General features: G+C 62.3%; 22 protein-coding genes and 1 tRNA gene. 8 read left to right on the plus strand and 15 right to left on the minus strand.

Translation table 11 applies throughout. The annotated features are described in order from the left end of the window. Positions 1 to 55 precede the first annotated feature (55 nt). Positions 56 to 532: a hypothetical protein gene (locus ACU5AZ_RS09660; protein WP_446825775.1), complete on the plus strand. Its 477-nt coding sequence runs from the start codon at positions 56 to 58 to the stop codon at positions 530 to 532. A gap of 72 nt (positions 533 to 604) precedes the next feature. Here the strand turns inward: ACU5AZ_RS09660 and ACU5AZ_RS09665 are convergent, their stop codons facing one another. The 3 genes from ACU5AZ_RS09665 to ACU5AZ_RS09675 form a co-directional block, all read right to left on the minus strand. Then, entirely contained in the window at positions 605 to 1,318 is a 714-nt protein-coding gene (locus tag ACU5AZ_RS09665) for an outer membrane protein (protein WP_446825776.1), read from the minus strand. Between the two features lie 125 nt (positions 1,319 to 1,443). Further along, positions 1,444 to 2,076, minus strand: a complete 633-nt coding sequence (locus ACU5AZ_RS09670; protein WP_446825777.1) for a nucleoside/nucleotide kinase family protein — start codon at positions 2,074 to 2,076, stop codon at positions 1,444 to 1,446. Beyond that, positions 2,073 to 2,231, minus strand: coding sequence for a hypothetical protein (locus ACU5AZ_RS09675; RefSeq protein ID WP_446825778.1), 159 nt, complete (start codon positions 2,229 to 2,231; stop codon positions 2,073 to 2,075). The genes ACU5AZ_RS09670 and ACU5AZ_RS09675 overlap by 4 nt, the downstream gene beginning before the upstream one ends. An 85-nt stretch (positions 2,232 to 2,316) precedes the next feature. On the opposite strand from ACU5AZ_RS09675, the gene ACU5AZ_RS09680 reads away from it, so the two are divergent. Next, complete coding sequence (locus ACU5AZ_RS09680; RefSeq protein ID WP_446825779.1) at positions 2,317 to 3,333, plus strand: NAD(P)-dependent oxidoreductase; 1,017 nt, start codon at positions 2,317 to 2,319, stop codon at positions 3,331 to 3,333. A gap of 15 nt (positions 3,334 to 3,348) precedes the next feature. Here the strand turns inward: ACU5AZ_RS09680 and ACU5AZ_RS09685 are convergent. Together ACU5AZ_RS09685 and ACU5AZ_RS09690 are read right to left on the minus strand one after the other, a co-directional pair. Beyond that, positions 3,349 to 3,424: transfer RNA gene (locus ACU5AZ_RS09685), tRNA-Ala, on the minus strand. Between the two features lie 151 nt (positions 3,425 to 3,575). After that, positions 3,576 to 3,968, minus strand: a complete 393-nt coding sequence (locus tag ACU5AZ_RS09690; RefSeq protein ID WP_446825780.1) for a TIGR02300 family protein — start codon at positions 3,966 to 3,968, stop codon at positions 3,576 to 3,578. Between the two features lie 270 nt (positions 3,969 to 4,238). Between ACU5AZ_RS09690 and cmk the strand changes: the two genes are divergently transcribed. Both cmk and rpsA read left to right on the plus strand, forming a co-directional pair. Continuing rightward, entirely contained in the window at positions 4,239 to 4,868 is a 630-nt protein-coding gene (cmk, locus tag ACU5AZ_RS09695) for a (d)CMP kinase (RefSeq protein ID WP_446825781.1), read from the plus strand. 143 nt (positions 4,869 to 5,011) lie between these two features. Next, a complete protein-coding gene (gene rpsA / locus ACU5AZ_RS09700; protein WP_446825782.1) occupies positions 5,012 to 6,715 on the plus strand; it encodes a 30S ribosomal protein S1 in 1,704 nt (567 codons plus the stop codon). 78 nt (positions 6,716 to 6,793) lie between these two features. Here rpsA and ACU5AZ_RS09705 read toward each other — a convergent pair whose 3' ends face one another. Then, a complete protein-coding gene (locus tag ACU5AZ_RS09705) occupies positions 6,794 to 8,395 on the minus strand; it encodes a hypothetical protein (protein ID WP_446825783.1) in 1,602 nt (533 codons plus the stop codon). A gap of 281 nt (positions 8,396 to 8,676) precedes the next feature. On the opposite strand from ACU5AZ_RS09705, the gene ACU5AZ_RS09710 reads away from it, so the two are divergent. Beyond that, complete coding sequence (locus tag ACU5AZ_RS09710) at positions 8,677 to 10,065, plus strand: nicotinate phosphoribosyltransferase (RefSeq protein WP_446825784.1); 1,389 nt, start codon at positions 8,677 to 8,679, stop codon at positions 10,063 to 10,065. 12 nt (positions 10,066 to 10,077) lie between these two features. Here ACU5AZ_RS09710 and ACU5AZ_RS09715 read toward each other — a convergent pair whose 3' ends face one another. Continuing rightward, the gene (locus tag ACU5AZ_RS09715) at positions 10,078 to 10,452 is read right to left on the minus strand and encodes a hypothetical protein (protein WP_446825785.1); all 375 of its coding nucleotides are present in this window, start codon (positions 10,450 to 10,452) and stop codon (positions 10,078 to 10,080) included. Between the two features lie 150 nt (positions 10,453 to 10,602). Beyond that, a complete protein-coding gene (locus ACU5AZ_RS09720) occupies positions 10,603 to 11,226 on the minus strand; it encodes a ribonuclease D (protein WP_446825786.1) in 624 nt (207 codons plus the stop codon). Between the two features lie 181 nt (positions 11,227 to 11,407). On the opposite strand from ACU5AZ_RS09720, the gene ACU5AZ_RS09725 reads away from it, so the two are divergent. The 3 genes from ACU5AZ_RS09725 to ACU5AZ_RS09735 are packed head-to-tail and all read left to right on the plus strand — an operon-like array spanning position 11,408 to position 12,969. Then, a complete protein-coding gene (locus ACU5AZ_RS09725; RefSeq protein ID WP_446825787.1) occupies positions 11,408 to 11,977 on the plus strand; it encodes a nucleoside 2-deoxyribosyltransferase in 570 nt (189 codons plus the stop codon). Between the two features lie 21 nt (positions 11,978 to 11,998). Continuing rightward, positions 11,999 to 12,349, plus strand: a complete 351-nt coding sequence (locus ACU5AZ_RS09730; protein WP_446825788.1) for a hypothetical protein — start codon at positions 11,999 to 12,001, stop codon at positions 12,347 to 12,349. After that, positions 12,346 to 12,969 carry a DedA family protein gene (locus ACU5AZ_RS09735; RefSeq protein ID WP_446825789.1) on the plus strand — a complete coding sequence of 208 codons (624 nt, stop codon included), beginning with the start codon at positions 12,346 to 12,348 and terminating at the stop codon, positions 12,967 to 12,969. The genes ACU5AZ_RS09730 and ACU5AZ_RS09735 overlap by 4 nt, the downstream gene beginning before the upstream one ends. A gap of 65 nt (positions 12,970 to 13,034) precedes the next feature. Here ACU5AZ_RS09735 and ACU5AZ_RS09740 read toward each other — a convergent pair whose 3' ends face one another. The 7 genes from ACU5AZ_RS09740 to glpD form a co-directional block, all read right to left on the minus strand. Continuing rightward, positions 13,035 to 14,756: an ABC transporter substrate-binding protein gene (locus ACU5AZ_RS09740; RefSeq protein WP_446825790.1), complete on the minus strand. Its 1,722-nt coding sequence runs from the start codon at positions 14,754 to 14,756 to the stop codon at positions 13,035 to 13,037. An 83-nt stretch (positions 14,757 to 14,839) separates the two neighbouring features. After that, the gene (locus ACU5AZ_RS09745) at positions 14,840 to 15,121 is read right to left on the minus strand and encodes a DUF2160 domain-containing protein (protein ID WP_446825791.1); all 282 of its coding nucleotides are present in this window, start codon (positions 15,119 to 15,121) and stop codon (positions 14,840 to 14,842) included. Between the two features lie 10 nt (positions 15,122 to 15,131). Beyond that, positions 15,132 to 15,956, minus strand: a complete 825-nt coding sequence (locus ACU5AZ_RS09750; protein WP_446825792.1) for a carbohydrate ABC transporter permease — start codon at positions 15,954 to 15,956, stop codon at positions 15,132 to 15,134. A gap of 14 nt (positions 15,957 to 15,970) precedes the next feature. After that, positions 15,971 to 16,837, minus strand: a complete 867-nt coding sequence (locus ACU5AZ_RS09755; RefSeq protein WP_446825793.1) for a carbohydrate ABC transporter permease — start codon at positions 16,835 to 16,837, stop codon at positions 15,971 to 15,973. Between the two features lie 3 nt (positions 16,838 to 16,840). Then, positions 16,841 to 17,911 carry an ABC transporter ATP-binding protein gene (locus ACU5AZ_RS09760; RefSeq protein WP_446825794.1) on the minus strand — a complete coding sequence of 357 codons (1,071 nt, stop codon included), beginning with the start codon at positions 17,909 to 17,911 and terminating at the stop codon, positions 16,841 to 16,843. A gap of 18 nt (positions 17,912 to 17,929) precedes the next feature. Beyond that, entirely contained in the window at positions 17,930 to 19,000 is a 1,071-nt protein-coding gene (locus ACU5AZ_RS09765) for an ABC transporter ATP-binding protein (protein WP_446825795.1), read from the minus strand. Between the two features lie 59 nt (positions 19,001 to 19,059). Then, on the minus strand, positions 19,060 to 20,571 hold the full coding sequence (gene glpD / locus ACU5AZ_RS09770) for a glycerol-3-phosphate dehydrogenase (RefSeq protein WP_446825796.1): 1,512 nt from the start codon (positions 20,569 to 20,571) through the stop codon (positions 19,060 to 19,062). Positions 20,572 to 20,670: the final 99 nt, after the last annotated feature.

The raw sequence follows: 20,670 nt of genomic DNA on the forward strand, positions 1-20,670 counted from the left end.
TTCGGTCCCGGTCCTGGAGCGCCGGGCAAGAAACGACCGAACGGAGATGAAGGCCATGCGCGTGCCTGTCCTTGCGATGCTGCAGATCGTCCTCATGCTTGTGGCGCCGGGGGCCGCGCTGGCGCAGCAGACGCCGGTTGCCGATCCGGAACTCTTCGAGATGAAACATTTCCGCAAGCTCTGCGGCCAGGTCGAATTCGGACCGGACTTCGTCAAAAAGACCGACTTCAACAATGACGGCATACCAGACATGATCGTCAATGAAGGAGAGATCAACTGCGACGGCCACGAGCAGTTCTACTGCGACGACGAGGGTTGCCCGTATAATTTCTACGTCCAGGGCAAGGAAGGCGGCTATATCCTGATCGCCACCGCCCGGCTCTACAGCTACGAGATGGTCAAGCGGTTCGGCAACATGGTCTTCGAGATGGAAATGCCGCCGAGCTATTGCGACCGGCAGCCCGACGAAGCGCGCTGCATCACGACCATCCGCGTGCGCGGCACGCGTTTCGTGACGCTGTTTTCGAAATAGATTGCCGGGAATAAAGGGACGGGAGCGGCCAGCCGCTCCCGTCAAACGTTTCCGAACGCCGGGCGAATGGCGTCAGAAACGATACGTGATGCCGATGCGGGCGACGGTGGCGGAGAGCGTTCCGGAGACCTGTTCCAAGGCCGTGCCGGTCTCCCCACCGGAAAGCAGCCCATCAATCTTCTTCTTGCCGAAATCGTAGTAGAGCGCTTCGGCGCGAACGGACAGATTGGGCGTGATGCCGTATTCCGCGCCGCCACCGACGACATAGCCGAAGCGGAAATCATGCTCGCCGGACGCCGAAGAGTAGTAGTTGTGATGCGTGGTCCAGCTGTATTTACCGTCCGTGTAGGCAAGGCCGCCGGTCGCGTAGATCAGCAGGTTCTGCCATGCCAGTCCGACGCGGCCGCGCGTCGAGCCCAGCAGGTTCATGTCGAAGCCACCGTCGAGACCGTCATAACGTCCGACCGAGCCATCGCCGGACGCATTGAAAAGCCCGAGATCCGTTTCGGCACCGAGTACCACATTTCCAGCCTGGAAGTTGAAGCCGGCAAAACTGCCGAAGGTGGCCGCGCCATCGCTGAGCCCGAGCGAGAATGACGTGTTCGTATTATAGCCTTCCGTGTGGCTGGTGATATCGCTCTTCGCCTTGCCACCGCCGGCAAATGTGCCTGCGTAAAAGCCCGACCAATTATACGCGCTACCCGGTCCCAAAATGTCCTGCGCATAGGCGTGCGGACACGCAGCCGCGAACACCGCCGCAGCGGTGGCAAGCAACAACCTGTTCATTTCATTGTCCTTCTCGGTGAGTTGGCGCAACCTATGCGAACAGGTGGCCCGCCTTCAATGGCGAAGGCAGGATGCTCCCAAAATTGGACAGTTGGTTGCTACGAGATGCCGCCGGGCGACGCGGTTCAGCTTGCGGAAACGACGTAATCCGGGACCGCGCTGCCGGTCATCACGCGCCGGCCGTTCGGCAGGTCGTTGCCATCGATCTTGTCGATCAGCGCCTGGCCGGTGAGCGCCTTCCAGCGCTCCTCGAGCCGGGCGCGCAGAACCGGTTCCGGTTCCTCGATCATCACCGTGATGTCATAGCAAGCCTGGAGGTCGCGCCAGCGATCCTCGTCGAGGAGGAGATAATTGCCCTCGGCGACCAGATAGCGGACCTCGCGGCCGACCATGCGCGCACCGGCGCGGGCGATCTCGATCGAGCGATCGAAGACGGGAACGGCGATCTCCGGCTCGTCATTGGCCTTCAGCCGCAACAGCATGTGGCGGAAGCCGGCGACGTCGAAGGTCTCCGGCGCGCCCTTGCGGGACCGAAGCCCGCGCGGCACGAGCACCATGTCGTCATAGTGATAGCCGTCCATCGGCAGGACGGCGGCACTTCCGGCCTCCATGGCGTTCAGCCGTTCGACGAGCGCCTCGGCAAGCGTCGACTTTCCGGAGCCCGGCGGCCCGGCAACCGCTGCAATGATGCGATTGCCGGAAGACGCATTCCTGATGATCTCGACGAGCTCGTCGACTGAGACGGATTGTCTGCTCATGGTGCCTCTATGGTGATGCCTGCCCGCTTTGCCGCCTCGGCCAGATACGGAATACCCTTGGCGACGACGTCATCCAGATTGTCGGCCACCGGACGCCAGACTGCAAGCCCGCCGGCGAGCTCGAGGGCGACATGGACGAAGCTTTCCAGTGTCATGATGCCCGCCTTGTGTTTCTGACACGGCAATACAACACAATGCTTTTTTTGTAAGGTGCCGCAAAACGCATTCGGGAGGAAAAGCATGCGCATCATTCTGGATCCGGCGCCGCGCACGGCCGCCGAGATTTTCGACGTGGAAGACTATCGCCGGCTGATGGCCGAGCATGACGTCGTGGCCTACGAGGGCGGCGACCGGGAGGCGTTCTACAGTCGCCACCTGCCCGACTGCGAGATCCTGATGAGCCAGCAGCCGATGGACCATGCCCGGCTCGACAGCGCACCGAAGCTGAAGGCCATCTTCAACGTCGAGACCAATTTCCTGCCGAACATCGACTATGACGCCTGTTTCGCCCGCGGCATCCATGTGCTGGCGCCGAGTGGCGTGTTCGCCCTACCGGTCGCCGAAATGGGCCTCGGCATGGCGATCTCGCTGGCGCGCGGCATTCACAGCGAGCACAAGCGCTTTGTCGAAGGCACAGAGCGCTACGGGCTGGAAGGGAATGGCGAGGCGGAACTGCTGACGGGCTCGGAGTTCGGCTTCATCGGCTTCGGCGATCTCGGCCGCGCGCTCTTCGCGCTGCTGCCCGGCTTCCGCCCGAAGACGATCCGCGTCTTCGATCCGTGGCTGCCGGCCGGCCACCTGGAGCGCATCGGCGTGACGCCGGCGAGCCTTGACGAGGTGCTGACGAAAAGCCGGTTCGTCTTCGTCGTCGCCTCGATCACCACGGAGAACCAGCATCTTCTGAATGCGACCAACCTGCCGAAGATGCAGAAGGGTGCGTCGCTGATCCTCTTGTCGCGCGCCGCGGTCGCGGATTTCGATGCAGTCGGCGAGCTCGTGCGCTCCGGCCATATCCGCTTTGCGACCGACGTCTTCCCGGAGGAGCCGGTCGCGCCCGGCGATCCGGTGCGCGCGCTTCCCGGCACGCTGTTTTCCCCGCACCGCGCCGGCGCACTGACCAGCGCGCTTCAGGACATCGGCCGCCGCGTGCTGGAAGATGTCGGCCAGATCGACAAGGGCCTGCCGCCCATCAGCTGCCGCCGCGCCGAACGCGAAACCGTCATGCGGCTGCGCAGCAAGCCGGTGGACAAGACGTGATATAGGAAGAAAATTTGGTGGAGCTAAGCGGGATCGAACCGCTGACCTCTTGCATGCCATGCAAGCGCTCTCCCAGCTGAGCTATAGCCCCATTCCAAGGGTTCCGGTCTGACCGGATGCTGGTTCCCGGTGGGCTTCAGCCCGTCGGGTGGCGGCTTACTACTTCCTGTGTCGGAAGATGGCAAGCCCCAAAATCGCGAGCCCGGAATTTTTTTGTCGGCACCGGGCTCGCCTTGGCTCAATCAGGTCTCGTCGTCGTCGCCGCCAACGCCGATCAGGCCGGTCATGTCGTCGTCGTCGTCGTCATCGTCGCTTTCGAGGAAGGTGTCGTCGTCGTCGTCATCGCCGAGGTCGACATCGTCGTCATCGCCGATATCCGGGATATCGTCGCCGGAATCGTTGCCGTCGGCATCCTCGAGGGAAACCAGCTCGACTTCGTTGTTCTCGGTATCGACTTCCGCGACGTCCTCTTCCTCTTCCTTCTCCATCACGGCGATGGCGGACGTTTCCTCGAAGAAGGAAAGCGGCCAGGAATTGCCGGAATAGGGAGAAACAACCGGGTTGCGGTTGAGGTCGTAGAACTTCTTGCCCGTGTCGGGGCAGATGCGTTTCGTTCCAAGTTCTGCTTTTGCCACTGTCAAAGCCTCTTGAATATGTGCCGGAAAAAAGCGGTTCATGCCGCCAGACCGGGCCATGCCGGTTAAAAACGTTGGCGGTCCCCATACTGCCTGCGCCCGCTTCTGTCAAAGGCAAAGTTTGATGGATGACAGGGATGGATGACAGACCGCGCATCCGCGTGCGGGCCCATCGCGCGACGCGGGTGCAACTTGACGCTCCGGCGGGATCGATTATGTCTGGCGCACACTTGCGGCACGGCACCCTTTTTAAAGAAGAGCGAAGCGGTCATGACCATCACCATTGCCATCGACGGCCCGGCAGCAGCCGGCAAGGGCACGCTCTCGCGCCGGATTGCCGAGGAGTACGGCTTCCACCATCTCGACACGGGGCTCACCTATCGCGCAACGGCCAAGGCGCTTCTCGACGCCGGCCTGCCGCTCGACGACGAGGCCGTGGCGGCCGAGATGGCGGCGAAGGTCGATCTCGCCGGGCTCGACCGTTCGGTGCTGTCGGCCCACGAGATCGGCGAAGCGGCCTCGAAGATCGCCGTCATGCCGTCGGTGCGCCGGGCGCTGGTCGAGGCGCAGCGGGCGTTTTCGCGCAAGGAGCCCGGCACCGTGCTCGACGGGCGCGACATCGGCACGGTCGTCTGCCCGGACGCGGCGGTGAAGCTCTATGTCACGGCCTCGGCGGAAGTGCGCGCGCGACGGCGTTTCGACGAGATCCGGGCGGGCGGTAAGGACGCGGATTTCGCCGACATTCTCGCCGACATCGTCAAGCGTGACGCGCGCGACAGCGGACGGGCCGACAGCCCTTTGCGGCCAGCGGAAGACGCGCACTTGATAGATACGTCCGAAATGGGTATAGAGGCCGCGTTTCAGGCAGCGAAGGCAATTGTCGACGCTAGCGTGAAATAGGCTGGAACTTTACTCCCCGCGCCGGATTTGCCTTGTCGCAAAATGAAAAGACGACAGGGCGGAGGAAGCCACAGCCTCGTGTTCAACACAAACCCACCGGCGTATGCGCGGTCCAGAACACCGGATCGCAGTTTGGAGATTTCATGTCAGTAGATACCTCTATGCGGGAGGATTTCGCAGCCCTCCTCGAAGAATCGTTCGCAACGAACGATCTCGCTGAAGGCTACGTTGCCAAGGGCATCGTGACCGCAATCGAAAAGGACGTAGCGATCGTCGACGTCGGCCTGAAGGTCGAAGGCCGCGTACCGCTCAAGGAATTCGGCGCCCGTGCCAAGGACGGCACGCTCAAGGTTGGCGACGAAGTTGAAGTCTACGTCGACCGCATCGAAAACGCGCTGGGCGAAGCTGTTCTGTCGCGCGAGAAGGCTCGCCGCGAAGAAAGCTGGGTCAAGCTCGAAGCCAAGTTCGAAGCCGGCGAGCGCGTTGAAGGCGTTATCTTCAACCAGGTCAAGGGCGGCTTCACCGTCGATCTCGACGGCGCGATCGCCTTCCTGCCGCGTTCGCAGGTCGACATCCGTCCGATCCGCGACGTTACCCCGCTCATGCACAACCCGCAGCCCTTCGAAATCCTCAAGATGGACAAGCGTCGCGGCAACATCGTGGTTTCCCGCCGCACGGTTCTCGAAGAGTCCCGCGCCGAGCAGCGTTCTGAAATCGTTCAGAACCTCGAAGAAGGCCAGGTTGTCGAGGGTGTCGTCAAGAACATCACCGATTACGGTGCGTTCGTCGACCTCGGCGGCATCGACGGCCTGCTGCACGTCACCGACATGGCATGGCGCCGCGTCAACCATCCGTCGGAAATCCTGAACATCGGCCAGACGGTCAAGGTTCAGATCATCCGCATCAACCAGGAAACCCACCGCATCTCGCTCGGCATGAAGCAGCTGGAAGCAGATCCGTGGGATGGCATCGGCGCGAAGTACCCGGTCGGCAAGAAGATCTCCGGTACCGTCACGAACATCACCGACTACGGTGCGTTCGTCGAGCTGGAGCCGGGCATCGAAGGCCTGATCCACATTTCGGAAATGTCCTGGACCAAGAAGAACGTCCACCCCGGCAAGATCCTGTCCACGAGCCAGGAAGTCGATGTCGTCGTTCTCGAAGTCGACCCGACCAAGCGTCGTATCTCGCTTGGCCTCAAGCAGACGCTGGAAAATCCGTGGGAAGCATTCGCTCACTCGCATCCGGCCGGCACTGAAGTCGAAGGCGAAGTCAAGAACAAGACCGAATTCGGCCTGTTCATCGGCCTCGACGGCGACGTTGACGGCATGGTTCACCTCTCCGACCTCGACTGGAACCGTCCGGGCGAACAGGTCATCGAGGAGTTCAACAAGGGCGACGTCGTCAAGGCTGTCGTTCTGGATGTGGACGTCGAGAAGGAGCGTATCTCGCTCGGCATCAAGCAGCTCGGCAAGGACTCGGTCGGCGAAGCAGCCGCTTCCGGCGACCTGCGCAAGAACGCTGTCGTTTCCTGCGAAGTTACCGCGGTCAACGATGGTGGCATCGAAGTGAAGCTGGTCAACCACGAAGACATCAGCGCGTTCATCCGTCGCGCCGACCTGTCGCGTGACCGTGACGAACAGCGTCCGGAGCGTTTCTCCGTTGGTCAGGTTGTCGACGCCCGCGTCACCAACTTCTCCAAGAAGGACCGCAAGGTCATGCTGTCGATCAAGGCTCTCGAGATCGCAGAAGAGAAGGAAGCCGTCGCACAGTTCGGTTCGTCCGACTCTGGCGCTTCGCTCGGCGACATCCTGGGCGCAGCGCTCAAGAACCGCGGCAACGAGTAATCGTTCCCTTACGGTTTAAAACAACAAGCCCGCCGGAGACATCTCCGGCGGGTTTTTTCTTGCCCGGTTTCAGGGTGTTCAGACCAGACCGGCCATGCGCTGGTAGAGATCGAACATCGGATCCTCGACGTCATCGCCAGCCTTCGGGCCGTCCTCGTCGGAGATCATGCGCGGGGTGCGGCGCTCGCCATCCCCGCCTTCATCCGCCTCGCCGTGCTGCTCGCCGGCTGCCTGTTCGTCGCCAGCCTGCCCCTCGGCCTCGCCTTCCGGCTGCGCATAACGGCGGCGCTTCTTCTCTTCCGGCAAATCGTCCTGCGCTGGCAGATAACCGACCTGCGCGAATGGAACGCCGTCCTTCGACTGCGCCACCATGGCCTGCGCTGCAAGTGTCTGAGCGCCCTCATGGAGAAGGGCCTGACGTGTCGTGGACGCATTTGTTGCCAGATCACGGGACTGCGCCTGAGGCTCGGCGGCCGCATTGCGCGCGGCTTCTGACGTGGCCGAACGGGAGAGCTCACGCATCAAGGCCGTTTCATCTTCCGCCAGTGGAGGCGCATGCCCGGCCTCGGGCGCAGGCATGGCCGAAGCCTGCGCCGGCAAAGCGCCGGACGGGCGTGCAGCGGCGGAGGCCGATGCCTTGGGCAATTCGGCCTGGGACAGGGCCTTCACCAGTTCGGCGGCCTTCGCCACCTGTTCGGGATCGCGGATGGCATTGGCGATCAGCCGGTCGGTGACGACTTCCGTCCAGCCTTTGAGGATCTGAAGCGTCTGGTGGCGCTCGCCGGCTGCGTTCCTTGCGGCGTTCTGGTTGGCGACCGGCTGATGCTGCGGCTCCGCCCGGTCCGCATCAGCGGCGGGCGAGCTTTCAGGACCGTAGGCGCGTTCAAGGCGTTGGCGAAGCGCCTGTGCATCGGCCGTCGGCCGTTCTGCCGAAGGCGGCTGCGCTGCGGCGGTCTGTTGCGCTGAGGTATTCTTGAGGTTTGCCGGAAGGGCGGACGCCTCATCGTCGGCCCGGGCGGCCATGGCCGGCTGCACTGGACCTTGCTGCTCCGCTCTCGCCGCCGTCGGCGCCGGCGTGGCGGTTGCGGGTCTGGTGGCGGAGCCGGCAAAGGGAGGCTCACCAGGGGTCTGGAGCGGTCGCCGGGCCGGATCGACGACGGCGTCCGCGTCCTCGCCTTCGTTCTGATGATAGGACTCCAGCACATTGCGGGTGACGGCCTCACCGTCACGACCGCGTCCGCCTTCGAGGAGAGCAGCGACACGAGCCGCCTGCACGCCGGCGGGTGAATCCAGGACCTCCAGCAGGGTCTGAAGCTGGATCGTCTGCAGGGACTGGGTGATCATCTTTTCGACTCCGGCGCGCGAGGCGGCCGGCAGGTTGCGGATCGCGGCGGCCAGCCTCTGCGCGAAGGCGGCATCGGTTTCCGCCTCGCCGCGCGTCATGCCGAGAACATCGCCGAGCTGCGTGGCGATCGTGCGCAGGGCAGCGGGGAACGGATCGCTCGACCCGAAGGACAGGATGTTCAACTGACCGGGCTCGACATTGGCGACATGGGTGATGGCCCTGGCGATCTCCGGACGCATGACGGCAGCCGGCACGACGGACGTCTTCGGCACGGCAGCACCTTGGGCCTTGGCTGATACGGCGGAACTGGCTTCCACTCTTACGGGAGGCAGCATCTGCTTTCTCCAGGCGTTTGATCGGGTGAATGTCGCAGGATGGACAGGAGGACCGCTCATGCGACCCCTTGCATTCTCCGGCGGGCGCCTGACGCCGCGTGATGCCTCATGGCATCGCAGAATGCGAAATTTCAAGCTGCAGCATGCCTTCAATATCTTAACAATCTGCTAACCAAGGTTAACAATGTGAGATCATCAGCATCGCGAAAGCCACATAAGCTACGGATCATGCTGATTTGGCAGGACGCCCTCTGAAAATGCGACCGCCGCGGGGAGCTGCGATGAACAACCTGAATCCGATCCTGAACACAGACAGCTACAAGCTCAGCCATTTCCTGCAGTTTCCACCCGGCACGGCGGCGATCTCGGCGCATATCGAGACGCGCGGACAATCGGAAGCGCCGGACGTGGTCTTCTTCGGGCTGCAGATGTTCCTGAAAGCCTACATGACGCGTGCCGTGACCGCGAGCGACATCGAGGAGGCCGCCGAGATCATCGATGCGCATGGCCTGCCGTTCGACCGCGAAGGGTGGGACTACATCCTTGCCGAACATGGCGGCCATCTGCCCGTCAGGATCGAGGCGCTGGCCGAGGGCAGCGTCGTCAAACGCGGCGTCCCCGTTCTCCAGCTGACGAGCACCGACCCGAAGGTGCCATGGACGGTCTCGCATCTGGAAACGGCGTTGACGCGAGCCATCTGGTACCCGTCGACGATCGCCAGCCAGGCGCGCGGCATTCGCGAGCAGTTGAAGCCGCTGATCGTCCAGACCTGCGACGAGCCTGAAAAGGTGCTGCCCTCCCGGCTGCACGACTTCGGTGCGCGCGGCATGGCAAGCCTCGAGCAGGCCGGGCTCGGCAGTGCTGCCCACCTCATCTTCTTCGACCACACAGACACCATTGCCGGCGTGCTCAATGCCCGCGCCTTCTACGGCGCGACAATGGCGGGCCGCTCCTACCCCGCCTCGGAACATGCGACGATGGCGGCCTGGGGACAGGCGCGGGAGGAAGAGGCCTACGCCCACATGATCGACACGTTCTCGGCTTCCGGCCCGTATGCCGTGGTTTCCGACAGTTTCGATCTCAACTACGCGATCTCGGAAATCTGGGGGAAGGCGCTGCACGACAAGGTCATGCAGCCGCAGGGGCGGCTCATCATCCGGCCGGACCGCGGCGACCCGATCGACACGCCGATCCAGGCGATCTCGCAGCTCGCCTACGCCTTCGGCACGCACCAAAACGCCAAGGGCTACAAGGTGCTCAACGGCAATATCCACGTCATCCAGAGCGGAGGCATCCTGCCGGAGGACATGCTGATGGTGCTGAGGCGCCTGGAAGCGACCGGCTTTTCCGCCGAGAACATCTCCTTCGGCATCGGCGCGGGCCTGCTGCATGACGTCGGACGCGGCAATTACGGCTTCACCATGCGCACCAATGCCCGTCTCGACACCGACGGCAAATGGCACGACATCCAGCTCAGGCCCGGCCACATTCACGAGACGCCGCACAAGACCGGACGGCAGGCGGTCATCGCCGCCGAGAACGGCGAGCTTCAGGCGGCACGGATCGAGAAGGTCGGCAGCCAGAAAAGCCGACTGGTTCCCGTGTGGGAAAACGGCGAATTGCTGCAGGACTGGACGTTCGACGATGTCCGCCAGCGCGCGACCGCGTAGGCGGTCACGAACTCAGTTACTGCGGAAGAAGCGGTAGATCCCATTGTCGTCGGAGTTGACGGCGGAAATGCCCTTTTCCGTCTGCGGCATACCGGTATCGCCGGCCGGCTTGACGGCATCGAGCCAGGTGGCCCTGGCGGCGGCATTTGCGGGCGGGGCAGGCTCTTCCGTCTGCTCATCCCGGTAAACCGGCATTTCGTAATCCGGATCATAGTCGAGCGGCGGCGGCTCGATCTTCACACGCGGGAAATAGGGATGGATTTCGCCGAGTTTCCTCAGGCTTGCCGGCTGGACCCGATGCTCGATTTCCGGTGCCAGCTTCTTCTTCACGCCCGCGGGGGCGGCAAGCGCTGCGGCAATCATGCCCTTTTGCGATCGCTTCTTCATGACACGAAACCGGCACTGTCCTGTTACGCCGACCCGCACACCGTATGGCGCGGATCCTCATAAACGATTGTCCGCCGGTTCCGTTAAGATTCCTTTTACGCGGCCAGCAAAGGACCGGGCCAGATCATCTCAAAAAGGCTCACGTGCCGATCAGCTGTGCGCGAAGATGTCCGTCTCTTCCCAGCCGAGAAGATCAAGCTTGGAGCGGGTGGGCAGGAATTCGAAGCATGCCTTCGCATGCTCCATCCGCCCGTCTCGGTTCAGCCGCTCGACGAGCTTGTCGCGAAGCGCGTGGAGATGCAGGACGTCGGAGGCGGCATATTCGAGCTGCGCCGGGCTGAGCTTTTCCGCTGCCCAGTCCGAAGACTGCTGCGCCTTGGAAATATCCACCTCGAGCAGTTCCTTCAGATTGTCCTTCAGGCCGTGACGGTCGGTATAGGTGCGCGTCAGCCGAGAGGCGATCTTGGTGCAGAACACCGGCGTCGTGGTCACGCCGAAGGTGTGGAACAGGACGGCGATGTCAAAGCGGCCGAAATGGAAGATCTTCTGGCGCTTCGGATCGGCCAGCATGGCGACGAGGTTCGGCGCATCCTTCTGGCCGGCGGCGATGCGGATGACATCGGCCGTGCCGTCGCCGGGCGACAGCTGCACGACGCAGAGCCGGTCGCGGCGCGGGATCAGGCCGAGCGTTTCGGTATCGATGGCGATCGCATCGGTGTAGCGCGCCGCGTCCGCTTCGGAAATATCGCCTTCGTGGTACCGGATCTCTGCCATTGTGCTTTCCTTACTCGTCTTCCTGTTCGCCCAAGCGCAAAGGCGCGCTATAGCGCAATTTGGCGCGGGGGGATACCACATTCAACGGCGTCTGACGCGTGCTGTTCCTCCGGAATTTTCTTGCGGCAGAAGCGCCGGACCGTCAAGAATGACGGCCGTACTCAATGGATTCTCGAGGACAATGACCAAGAAAGTATATCTCGCAGGCCCGGAAGTGTTCCTGGCCAATGCCCGCGACATTCTCGACCGCAAGGCGGCGCTTGCCCGCGAAGCCGGTTTGACGCCTCTCTCTCCCGGCGATCTCGACATCGAGCCGACCGAGACCAAGAGGCAGTTCGGGCTGGCGATCAGCGCCGTCGACGAGAAGATGATGCTGGAGGCCGACGCGATCATCGCCAACCTGACGCCGTTTCGCGGCATCGCCGCCGATGTCGGCACGACGTTCGAGCTCGGCTTCATGTGCGCATTGGGCAAGCCGGTCTTCGCCTATACGAATGTCGCGGCCGGTCACTACGAGCGGGTGATGGACTATTACAATGGTCTGGCCGCTCCCACGGACGACGGCCATGTGCGCGGCCCGGACGGACTGTCGATCGAGGATTTCGACATGATCGACAATCTGATGCTTCATGGCGGCGTCGAACGCCGGGGCGGCACGGTCATCGTCGGCAATGCGCCGGCCGATCGGCTTTACACCGATCTGGATGCCTTCAAGCGCTGCCTGGCAGCGGCGAAGGCCGCCTTGCTCTGAAGTCGAAGGGGACAACGCACCATGAACGCCATCCGCACGCTCTGGCACAAAAACAGGATGCTCGTGCTGGCCTTCGTGTTGATGGCGGCCATCACGCTATTCTTCGCCGTCCGTTTCGTGCTGTTTGCGCTCTACTGGAACGATCCGGCGCACTGGAACCAGCCGCTCGAAGGCTGGATGACGATGGGTTACGTCGCCCATTCCTATCATGTCGATCCGCGCGACATCGACGCCGGCCTGGATCTGGCAAAGCCGCATGAACGGCAGACGCTCGAACAGATTGCCAGGGACAACGGCATGACGCTTGAGGAGTTGAAGGCAAAGGTCGAGGCGACACTGACGAAGCTCAAGGCCGAAAGGCCCGCAGAATGAGCGAGCAGCTGATTACGCTCGCGACGAATTACGGCATTCCCTTCCTGGCGCTGATCGTCTTCCTGAGTTGCCTGGCGCTACCTGTTCCCTGCTCCTTCGTCATGCTGATGAGCGGTTCTCTGGTGACGTCCGGCGATCTCGCCTTCACGCCGGTCTTTGCCGCCGCTTACGGCGCGGCGCTCGCCGGCGACCAGGCGGGCTTCTTCGCGGGGCGCATCGGCGGGCGGTTCATCATTCCCTATATCAAACGGACGCCGGCACGCCGTGACCTGCTCGAAAAGGCGCAGAACATGCTGGAACGGCGCGGCAATGTCGGCGTCTTCCTGACACGGTGGCTTTTCAGCCCGCTCGGACCCTATGTCAACCTGATCACCGGTGCCGCGGATATGCGCTGGTGGAAATTCTCTCTGCCGGCGGCGCTCGGCGAACTCGTATGGGTTTCGCTCTATATCGGCCTCGGCATGGTCTTCAGCGAGAATATCCTGATGATCGCCAACATCGCCTCCAGCGTGAGCGGCATGCTGGCGGCGGGTGCGATCACCGCCTTTCTCGGCTGGCAGATCTGGAAACAGCTGGCCGGCGCGTCGAAGAGACACAGCAGGCGGACCTCGAAGCGTTAGCAAAGGCGCACGAAAAAGGCCGGGGATCGCTCCCCGGCCTTCTCCATTCGCGACGGTGAACGGGCTTACTTCTGCCAGCTCTTGACCAGTTCGTCGTAGTTGACGGTCAGCGGCTTTTCCTTCTCGTTCTCGACCTTCAGCTGCGGTGCCAGGTTGCCCTTTGCCACCGCATCCTTGTTCCAGTATTCGAGATCATGCTCCTCAGCTAGCTTCGGACCGATATCGCCCTGTACGCCGGCGCGCTCAAGACGCTGCAGGACCTTTTCCTGCTCGCTGCAGAGCGAGTCCATGGCCTCCTGGGCCGTCTTGGCGCCCGAAGACGCATCGCCGATCGCCTGCCACCAGAGCTGGGCGAGCTTCGGATAGTCCGGCACGTTGGTGCCGGTCGGCGACCACTGCAGACGGGCCGGCGAGCGATAGAACTCGATCAGACCACCGAGCTTCGGAGCGCGGTCCGTGAAGGACTGGTGATCGAGGGTCGACTGACGGATGAAGGTCAGGCCGACATGGCTCTTCTTGACGTCGACCGTCTTCGAGGTGACGAACTGTGCATAGAGCCAGGCGGCCTTCGCACGGTCGTCAGGGGTCGACTTCATCAGGGTCCACGAGCCGGCATCCTGGTAGCCGAGCTTCATGCCGTCCTTCCAGTAGACGCCATGCGGGCTCGGAGCAAAGCGCCACTTCGGCGTGCCGTCCTCGTTGACGACCGGCAGGCCTTCCTTGACGAAGTCGGCGGTGAAGGCCGTGTAGGTGAACATCTGCTGGGCGATTTCACCCTGCGACGGGACCGGGCCGGATTCCGAGAAGGTCATGCCGTTGGCCGCGGCCGGGGCATACTTCTTCATCCATTCCAGATACTTCTCGATGGCGTAGACGGAGGCCGGGCCGTTGGTGTCACCACCACGGGCCACGCAGGAGCCGACCGGACGCGAGTTTTCGTCGACCTTGATGCCCCATTCGTCGACCGGCTTGCCGTTCGGAATGCCCTTGTCGCCGTTGCCCGCCATCGACAGCCAGGCGTCGGTGAAGCGCCAGCCGAGCGACGGGTCCTTCTTGCCGTAGTCCATGTGACCATAGACCTTCTTGCCGTCGATCTCGCGGCCGGTGAAGAACTCGGCGATATCCTCATAGGCCGACCAGTTGACCGGGACACCGAGGTCATAGCCGTATTTCGCCTTGAAGTCGGCCTTGTTCTTCTCGTCGTTGAACCAGTCGTAACGGAAGAAATAAAGGTTGGCGAACTGCTGGTCCGGCAACTGATAGAGCTTGCCGTCCGGCGCGGTCGTGAAGGACTTGCCGATGAAGTCGTCTATGTCGAGGTCGGGATTGGTGACATCCTTGCCTTCGTTCGCCATGAAATCGGTCAGCGAACGGGCCTGCTGGTAGCGCCAGTGCGTGCCGATGAGGTCGGAGTCGTTGATGTAGGCATCGTAGATGTTCTCACCCGACTGCATCTGCGTCTGCAGCTTCTCGACGACGTCGCCTTCGCCGATGAGGTCGTGGGTGATCTTGATGCCGGTGATGGCGGTAAAGGCGGGTGCCAGTACCTTCGATTCGTACTCATGCGTGGTGATGGTTTCCGAGACGACCTTGATCTCCATGCCGTCAAAAGGCTTGGCGGCGTCGATGAACCACTGCATCTCCTTCTCCTGAGAGGCGCGGTCCAAGGCAGAGAGATCACCGATTTCGGTATCCAGGAACTTCTTCGCGGCGTCCATGTCGGCGAATGCGACGCCCGTCATGGCCAGAAGCATGGCAGCTGTCGTCGTCAAAAGGTGCTTTCGCATATTATCCTCCCAAAGGTTGCGATTGCATTCAGATTTCAGTCTCCAGAATGGCGGCCTCCCGCCGCCATCCGTCTTGTCTTGCCCTAGACGAAGCGGAATACGCCGATGGCGTAGACCACGGACAGGGCGAGAGCCCACCACAGGTTCGGTCCAACGAGACCGAGCCAAGCGAGATTGATGAAAGCCGATCCGAGCAGCGACACGAAGAGGCGGTCGCCGCGGGTGGTTTCGAAGCGCAGGATGCCGGTTCGCGGATTGCCGCCGGGCGAAAGATATTCCCAGACGGCCATCGACAGGATCAGGCCGAATATCACGAGGAAGAACACCGCGGTCGGCAGCGTCCAAGCCATCCATGTAAAGTCCATCGGAACCTCCTCAGACGCGGCCCAGGGCAAAGCCCTTGGCGATGTAGTTGCGGACGAAATAGATGACGAGCGCGCCCGGAATGATGGTGAGGACGCCGGCAGCGGCCAGTACGCCCCAATCCATGCCGGATGCCGAGACCGTGCGCGTCATCGTCGCGGCAATCGGCTTGGCGTCCGTCGTCGTCAGCGTGCGGGCGATCAGAAGCTCGACCCATGAGAACATGAAGCAGAAGAAGGCGGCCACGCCGACGCCCGACGCGATCAGCGGCATGAAGATCTTGAAGAAGAAGCGCGGGAAGGAATAGCCGTCGATATAGGCGGTCTCGTCGATTTCCTTCGGCACGCCCGACATGAAGCCTTCCAGGATCCAGACGGCGAGCGGCACGTTGAACAGGCAGTGCGCGATGGCGACCGCGATGTGCGTGTCGATCAGGCCGAAGGCCGAATACAGCTGAAAGAAGGGCAGCGCGAAGACGGCGGGCGGCGCCATGCGGTTGGTCAGCAGCCAGAAGAAAAGGTGCTTGTCGCCCAGGAAGCGATAGCGGGAGAAGGCATAGGCCGCCGGCAGCGCTGCCGCCACCGAGATGATGGTGTTCAATACGACGTAGATGGTCGAGTTGATGTAGCCGTTATACCAGGATGGATCGGTAAAGATCACGGCGTAGTTGGCGATCGTCGGATTGGTCGGCCACAGCGAGAAATCCCCGAGGATGTCGCTGTTGGTCTTGAAGCTCATATTGACGAGCCAGTAGATCGGCAAGATGAGAAAGAGGATGTAAAGGGTGGGAACCAGCCATGAGAAGCGGGAGCCTTCCCTGCGTTTTGCGGTGCTCATCGTCGGCTCTCCCTTCAGTTCTTTGCGTCGCTGGTGGTCATGACGGTGTAGAAGACCCATGACAGCAGCAGGATGATCAGGAAGTAGATGATGGACATCGCAGCTGCGGGTCCGAGGTCGAATTGCCCGACCGCCATCTTGACGAGATCGATCGACAGGAAGGTGGTGGAGTTGCCCGGACCGCCGCCGGTCACGACGAAGGGCTCGGTATAGATCATGAAGCTGTCCATGAAGCGCAGCAGGATCGCGATCGTCAGCACGCGCTGCATCTTCGGCAGCTGGATGAAGCGGAATACGGCCCAGCGCGAGGCGCCGTCGATCTTCGCGGCCTGATAATACGCATCAGGGATCGAAGCGAGGCCGGCGTAGCAGAGCAGCACGACGAGGCTGGTCCAGTGCCAGACGTCCATGACGATCACCGTGATCCAGGCATCCACCGGATCCTGCGTGAAGTTGTAGTCGATGCCGACAGCATTCAGCGCATAGCCGAGAAGTCCGATGTCAACGCGGCCGAACACCTGCCATATCGTGCCAACCACGTTCCATGGAATGAGCAGTGGCAACGCCATCAGGACGAGGCAGACCGGGACGCCCAGCCCCTTCTTCGGCATGTTGAGCGCGATCAGGATGCCGAGCGGCACTTCGATGGCGAGAATGATCATCGAGAATATCAGGTTGCGCGCGAGCGCATTCCAGAACCGGTCGGAGGAGAGTATCTCCGTGAACCAGTCTGTTCCGGCCCAGAAGAACTGGTTGTTGCCGAAGGTGTCCTGAACCGAATAGTTGACCACGGTCATCAGCGGGATGACGGCGGAAAACGCCACCAGCACCAGCACGGGCAGGACGAGAAACCAGGCCTTGTTGTTCCAGGGTTTTTCCATCTCTCAGGCCTCCGGTCCGACACGCCAGGAATCGACGTAGACATTGATTGCGGCGGGATCGAAGGACAGCCGGGCATCCGCCGGGATTTCGCCGTCCTCCGGCACGACGATCGAGAACGGCTGGCCGGCAAACTCGGCGCGGACGATCTTCTGCCGGCCGATATCCTCGACCTTGGCGATGTTGACGGCCATGCCCTCGCGGCCGAGCCTGGCGAATTCGGGACGTATGCCGATCTCGGTGCGCGCGCCGGACCTGAACTCCGGCGCAAAGCCAAGCGCGATCGCCTCTCCGCCGACCACGGCGCTTGCGCCGTCAATCTTGGCCGGCAGCACGTTCATGCCCGGCGAGCCGATGAAGTAGCCGACGAATGTGTGGCGCGGACGCTCGAAGAGCTCTTCCGGCGTGCCGATCTGCACGATCTCGCCGCCATACATGACGACAACCTTGTCGGCGAAGGTGAGCGCTTCCGTCTGGTCGTGGGTGACGTAGACCATGGTGAAGCCGAAGCGGCGATGCAGCTGCTTCAACTGCGAGCGTAGCACCCACTTCATGTGCGGGTCGATGACGGTCAGCGGCTCGTCGAACAGGATGGCGTTGACGTCGGAACGCACGAGGCCGCGGCCAAGCGAGATCTTCTGCTTCTGGTCGGCGGTAAGCCCGCGCGCCTTGCGCTTCGACCAGTCGGCGAGGTCGATGATCTCGAGGACCTCGCGCACCCGCTTGTCGACATCGCTTTCCGGAACGTTGCGGTTGCGCAGCGGGAAGGCGAGATTGTCGTAGACGGTCATGGTGTCGTAGATGACCGGGAACTGGAACACCTGGGCGATGTTGCGCTCCTGAGTCGACAGGTTGGTGACGTCGCGGTCGCCGAACAGGATGCGGCCTTCGGAGGGCTGCAGCAGTCCGGAGATGATGTTCAGCAGCGTGGTCTTGCCGCAGCCGGACGGTCCGAGCAGCGCATAGGCGCCGCCATCATTCCATTCGTGATGTACTTCCTTCAGCGCGTAATCCGCGTCCGAGCGCGGGTTCGGCATGTAGGCGTGGCGGATATGGTCGAGTTTGATGCGTGCCATTTTATTCTCCCCGCCCCCTTACACGCCTGCCGCCAGCGTCCGGCCATCGGCACCGAAGGCAAGCAGATGCCGGGTGTCGACATGGACATCCAGCGACTGGGCCGGCGTGATGTCATGGACGCCCGGTTCGATCATGACCCAGCGCTGGCCGGCGTAGCTCATATGGACGAAGCTTTCCGAACCGGCGATTTCCGAAATCTCGGTGCGGACGGTCATCTTCGCCGCCGTGTCGGATTGCGGCCTGAAGGAAATGTGATGCGGCTGGAATGCGACCATGACCGGCCCGTCGGCAATGCCCGACAGATGGGTGGGGACCGCCATGACCGGCCTTCCGTCGACCGTGAAGTCTGTGCCCGACTTAACGGCCGACAGCATGTTCAGCGGCGGATCGGCAAAGGTCTGGGCGGTGACGAGATCGACCGGCTTGCGATAGACATCGATGGTCTTGCCGAACTGGGTGATGCGGCCTTCCGAAAGCGTCGCGGTGTTGCCGCCGAGAAGCAGCGCCTCGGACGGCTCCGTGGTGGCATAGACGAAGATCGCGCCGGTCTGGGCGAAGACCTTCGGCAGCTCTTCGCGCAGTTCCTCGCGCAGCTTGTAGTCGAGGTTGGCGAGCGGCTCGTCGAGCAGGACGAGGCTGGCATTCTTGACAATGGCCCGGGCAAGCGCCGTGCGCTGCTGCTGGCCGCCGGACAGGTTGAGCGGCGTGCGGTCGAGATAGGGCGTCATCCTGAGAAGCTCGGCGGCGTGGCGGACCTCGCGGTCGATGGTCGCCTTGTCCTTGCCCTGCAGGCGCAGCGGCGAGGCGATGTTCTCATAGACCGTCATCGCCGGATAATTGATGAACTGCTGATAGACCATGGCGACGTTGCGATGCTGTACGGGCACGCCCGTCACGTCGACGCCATCAAAGAAGATCGAACCGCTGGTCGGCTTGTCCAGGCCACACATCAATCGCATCAGCGAGGTCTTGCCGGAAAGCGTCGGTCCCAGAAGGACGTTCAGCTCTCCCCGCTGAAGCACAAGATTGGTCGGGCGAATGTGTTGCTCGCCTCCCACCAATTTGGCCGTATTTCGCAGTTCCAACATCGAAATTACCGGGCCTCCCAACCCTGGCGAACTTCGGCGGAGAGTTTGCGTTCTCTCCTCTATGCCGCCTCAGTCGCCGTCATGTATCTCTCCAGCGCCATCCGCTCGTCGGCAGACAGTCGCAGCCCCATCTTGGTCCGCCGCCAGAGGATATCCTCGGCAGAGCGGGCCCACTCCTCATTCACGAGATATCTGACCTCGGCCTCGTAAAGGTCGGCACCGAAGAGATGGCCGAGTGCGGCCGCCTCCTTCGCATCGCCGAGCAGCTTCCAGGCGCGCGTTCCGTAAAGCCGGACCAGACGCCGGGCGTGGCGGGCGGACAGGAACGGATAATCCGCCTTCAGCCGCGAAACCTCGGCCTCGTACCCGGTCGGTGGGAAATCCCCACCCGGAAGCGTGGCGCCGGCCGTCCAGGACGTGCCCTTCTCGCCAATCGCCGAGCCGATCTTTTCGAGTGCCGACTCTGCAAGACGGCGATAGGTGGTCAGCTTGCCGCCGAAGACGTTCAGAAGCGGTGCCTCGCCCTCTTCCCCCTCCAGGCGCAGCACGTAGTCGCGGGTCGCTTCCTGCGCCTTGCTGGCACCGTCGTCATAGAGCGGGCGGACGGCGGAATAGGTCCAGACGACGTCGTCCGGTGTCACCGGTTCCTTGAAATACTCGCTTGCGGCGCTGCAGAGATAGGAAATCTCCTCGCCGCTGATCTTCACGTCCTTCGGGTCGCCCTGGTAGTCGCGGTCCGTGGTGCCGATCAGGGTGAATTCCTGTTCGTAGGGGATGGCGAAGATGATGCGGTTGTCCGGGTTCTGGAAGAAATAGGCGCGCGGATCGTCGAACTTCTTCTTCACGACGATGTGGCTGCCCTGCACCAGGCGGACATTGTGGACATTGTTGTTGCCGAAGGTGCCGCTCAAGACATTGTCGACCCAGGGACCGGCGGCATTCACCAGCATGCGGGCACGATAGTCGGTCATTTCACCGGTCAGGCTATCGCGGACGGTCACCTTCCAGACCGCGCCGTCGCGGCGAGCCGAGGTCACCTTGGTGCGGCTGAGGATGGTCGCGCCGCGCTCCATGGCGTCGCGGGCGTTGAGGACGACCATGCGGGCGTCGTCCACCCAGCCGTCGGAATATTCGAACGCCTTGTCGAACAGCGGCTTCAGCGGCTTGCCGGCCGGGTCCTGGCGCATGTTGAGCGTCTTCGTCGCCGGCAGGAGCTTGCGGCCGCCCAGGTGATCGTAGAGGAAAAGGCCGAGGCGGATGAGCCAGGCGGGACGAATGCCGCCCTTGTGGAACGGCAGCACGAAGCGCATCGGCCAGATGATGTGCGGCGCCATTGCCCAGAGAACTTCGCGCTCCATCAGGGCTTCGCGCACCAGGCGGAATTCATAGTATTCGAGATAGCGCAGGCCGCCATGGATGAGCTTGGTGGCGCCGGACGAGGTGCCGGAGGCGAAATCGTTCATTTCGGCAAGCGCGACCGCATATCCACGTCCGACAGCATCGCGGGCGATGCCGCAGCCATTTATGCCGCCACCTATGACGAATAGATCGAATATCGATTCCGCTGCCATTGCTCCCCACCTTGTTTTCGCAATGCACAATTTTTCGCATTTGCGAAAGCATGAATATCTAATTCGAAAACAAAACGAATGTCAAACGAAGATTTATGA

The organism is Rhizobium sp. PAMB 3182 (assembly GCF_052908355.1).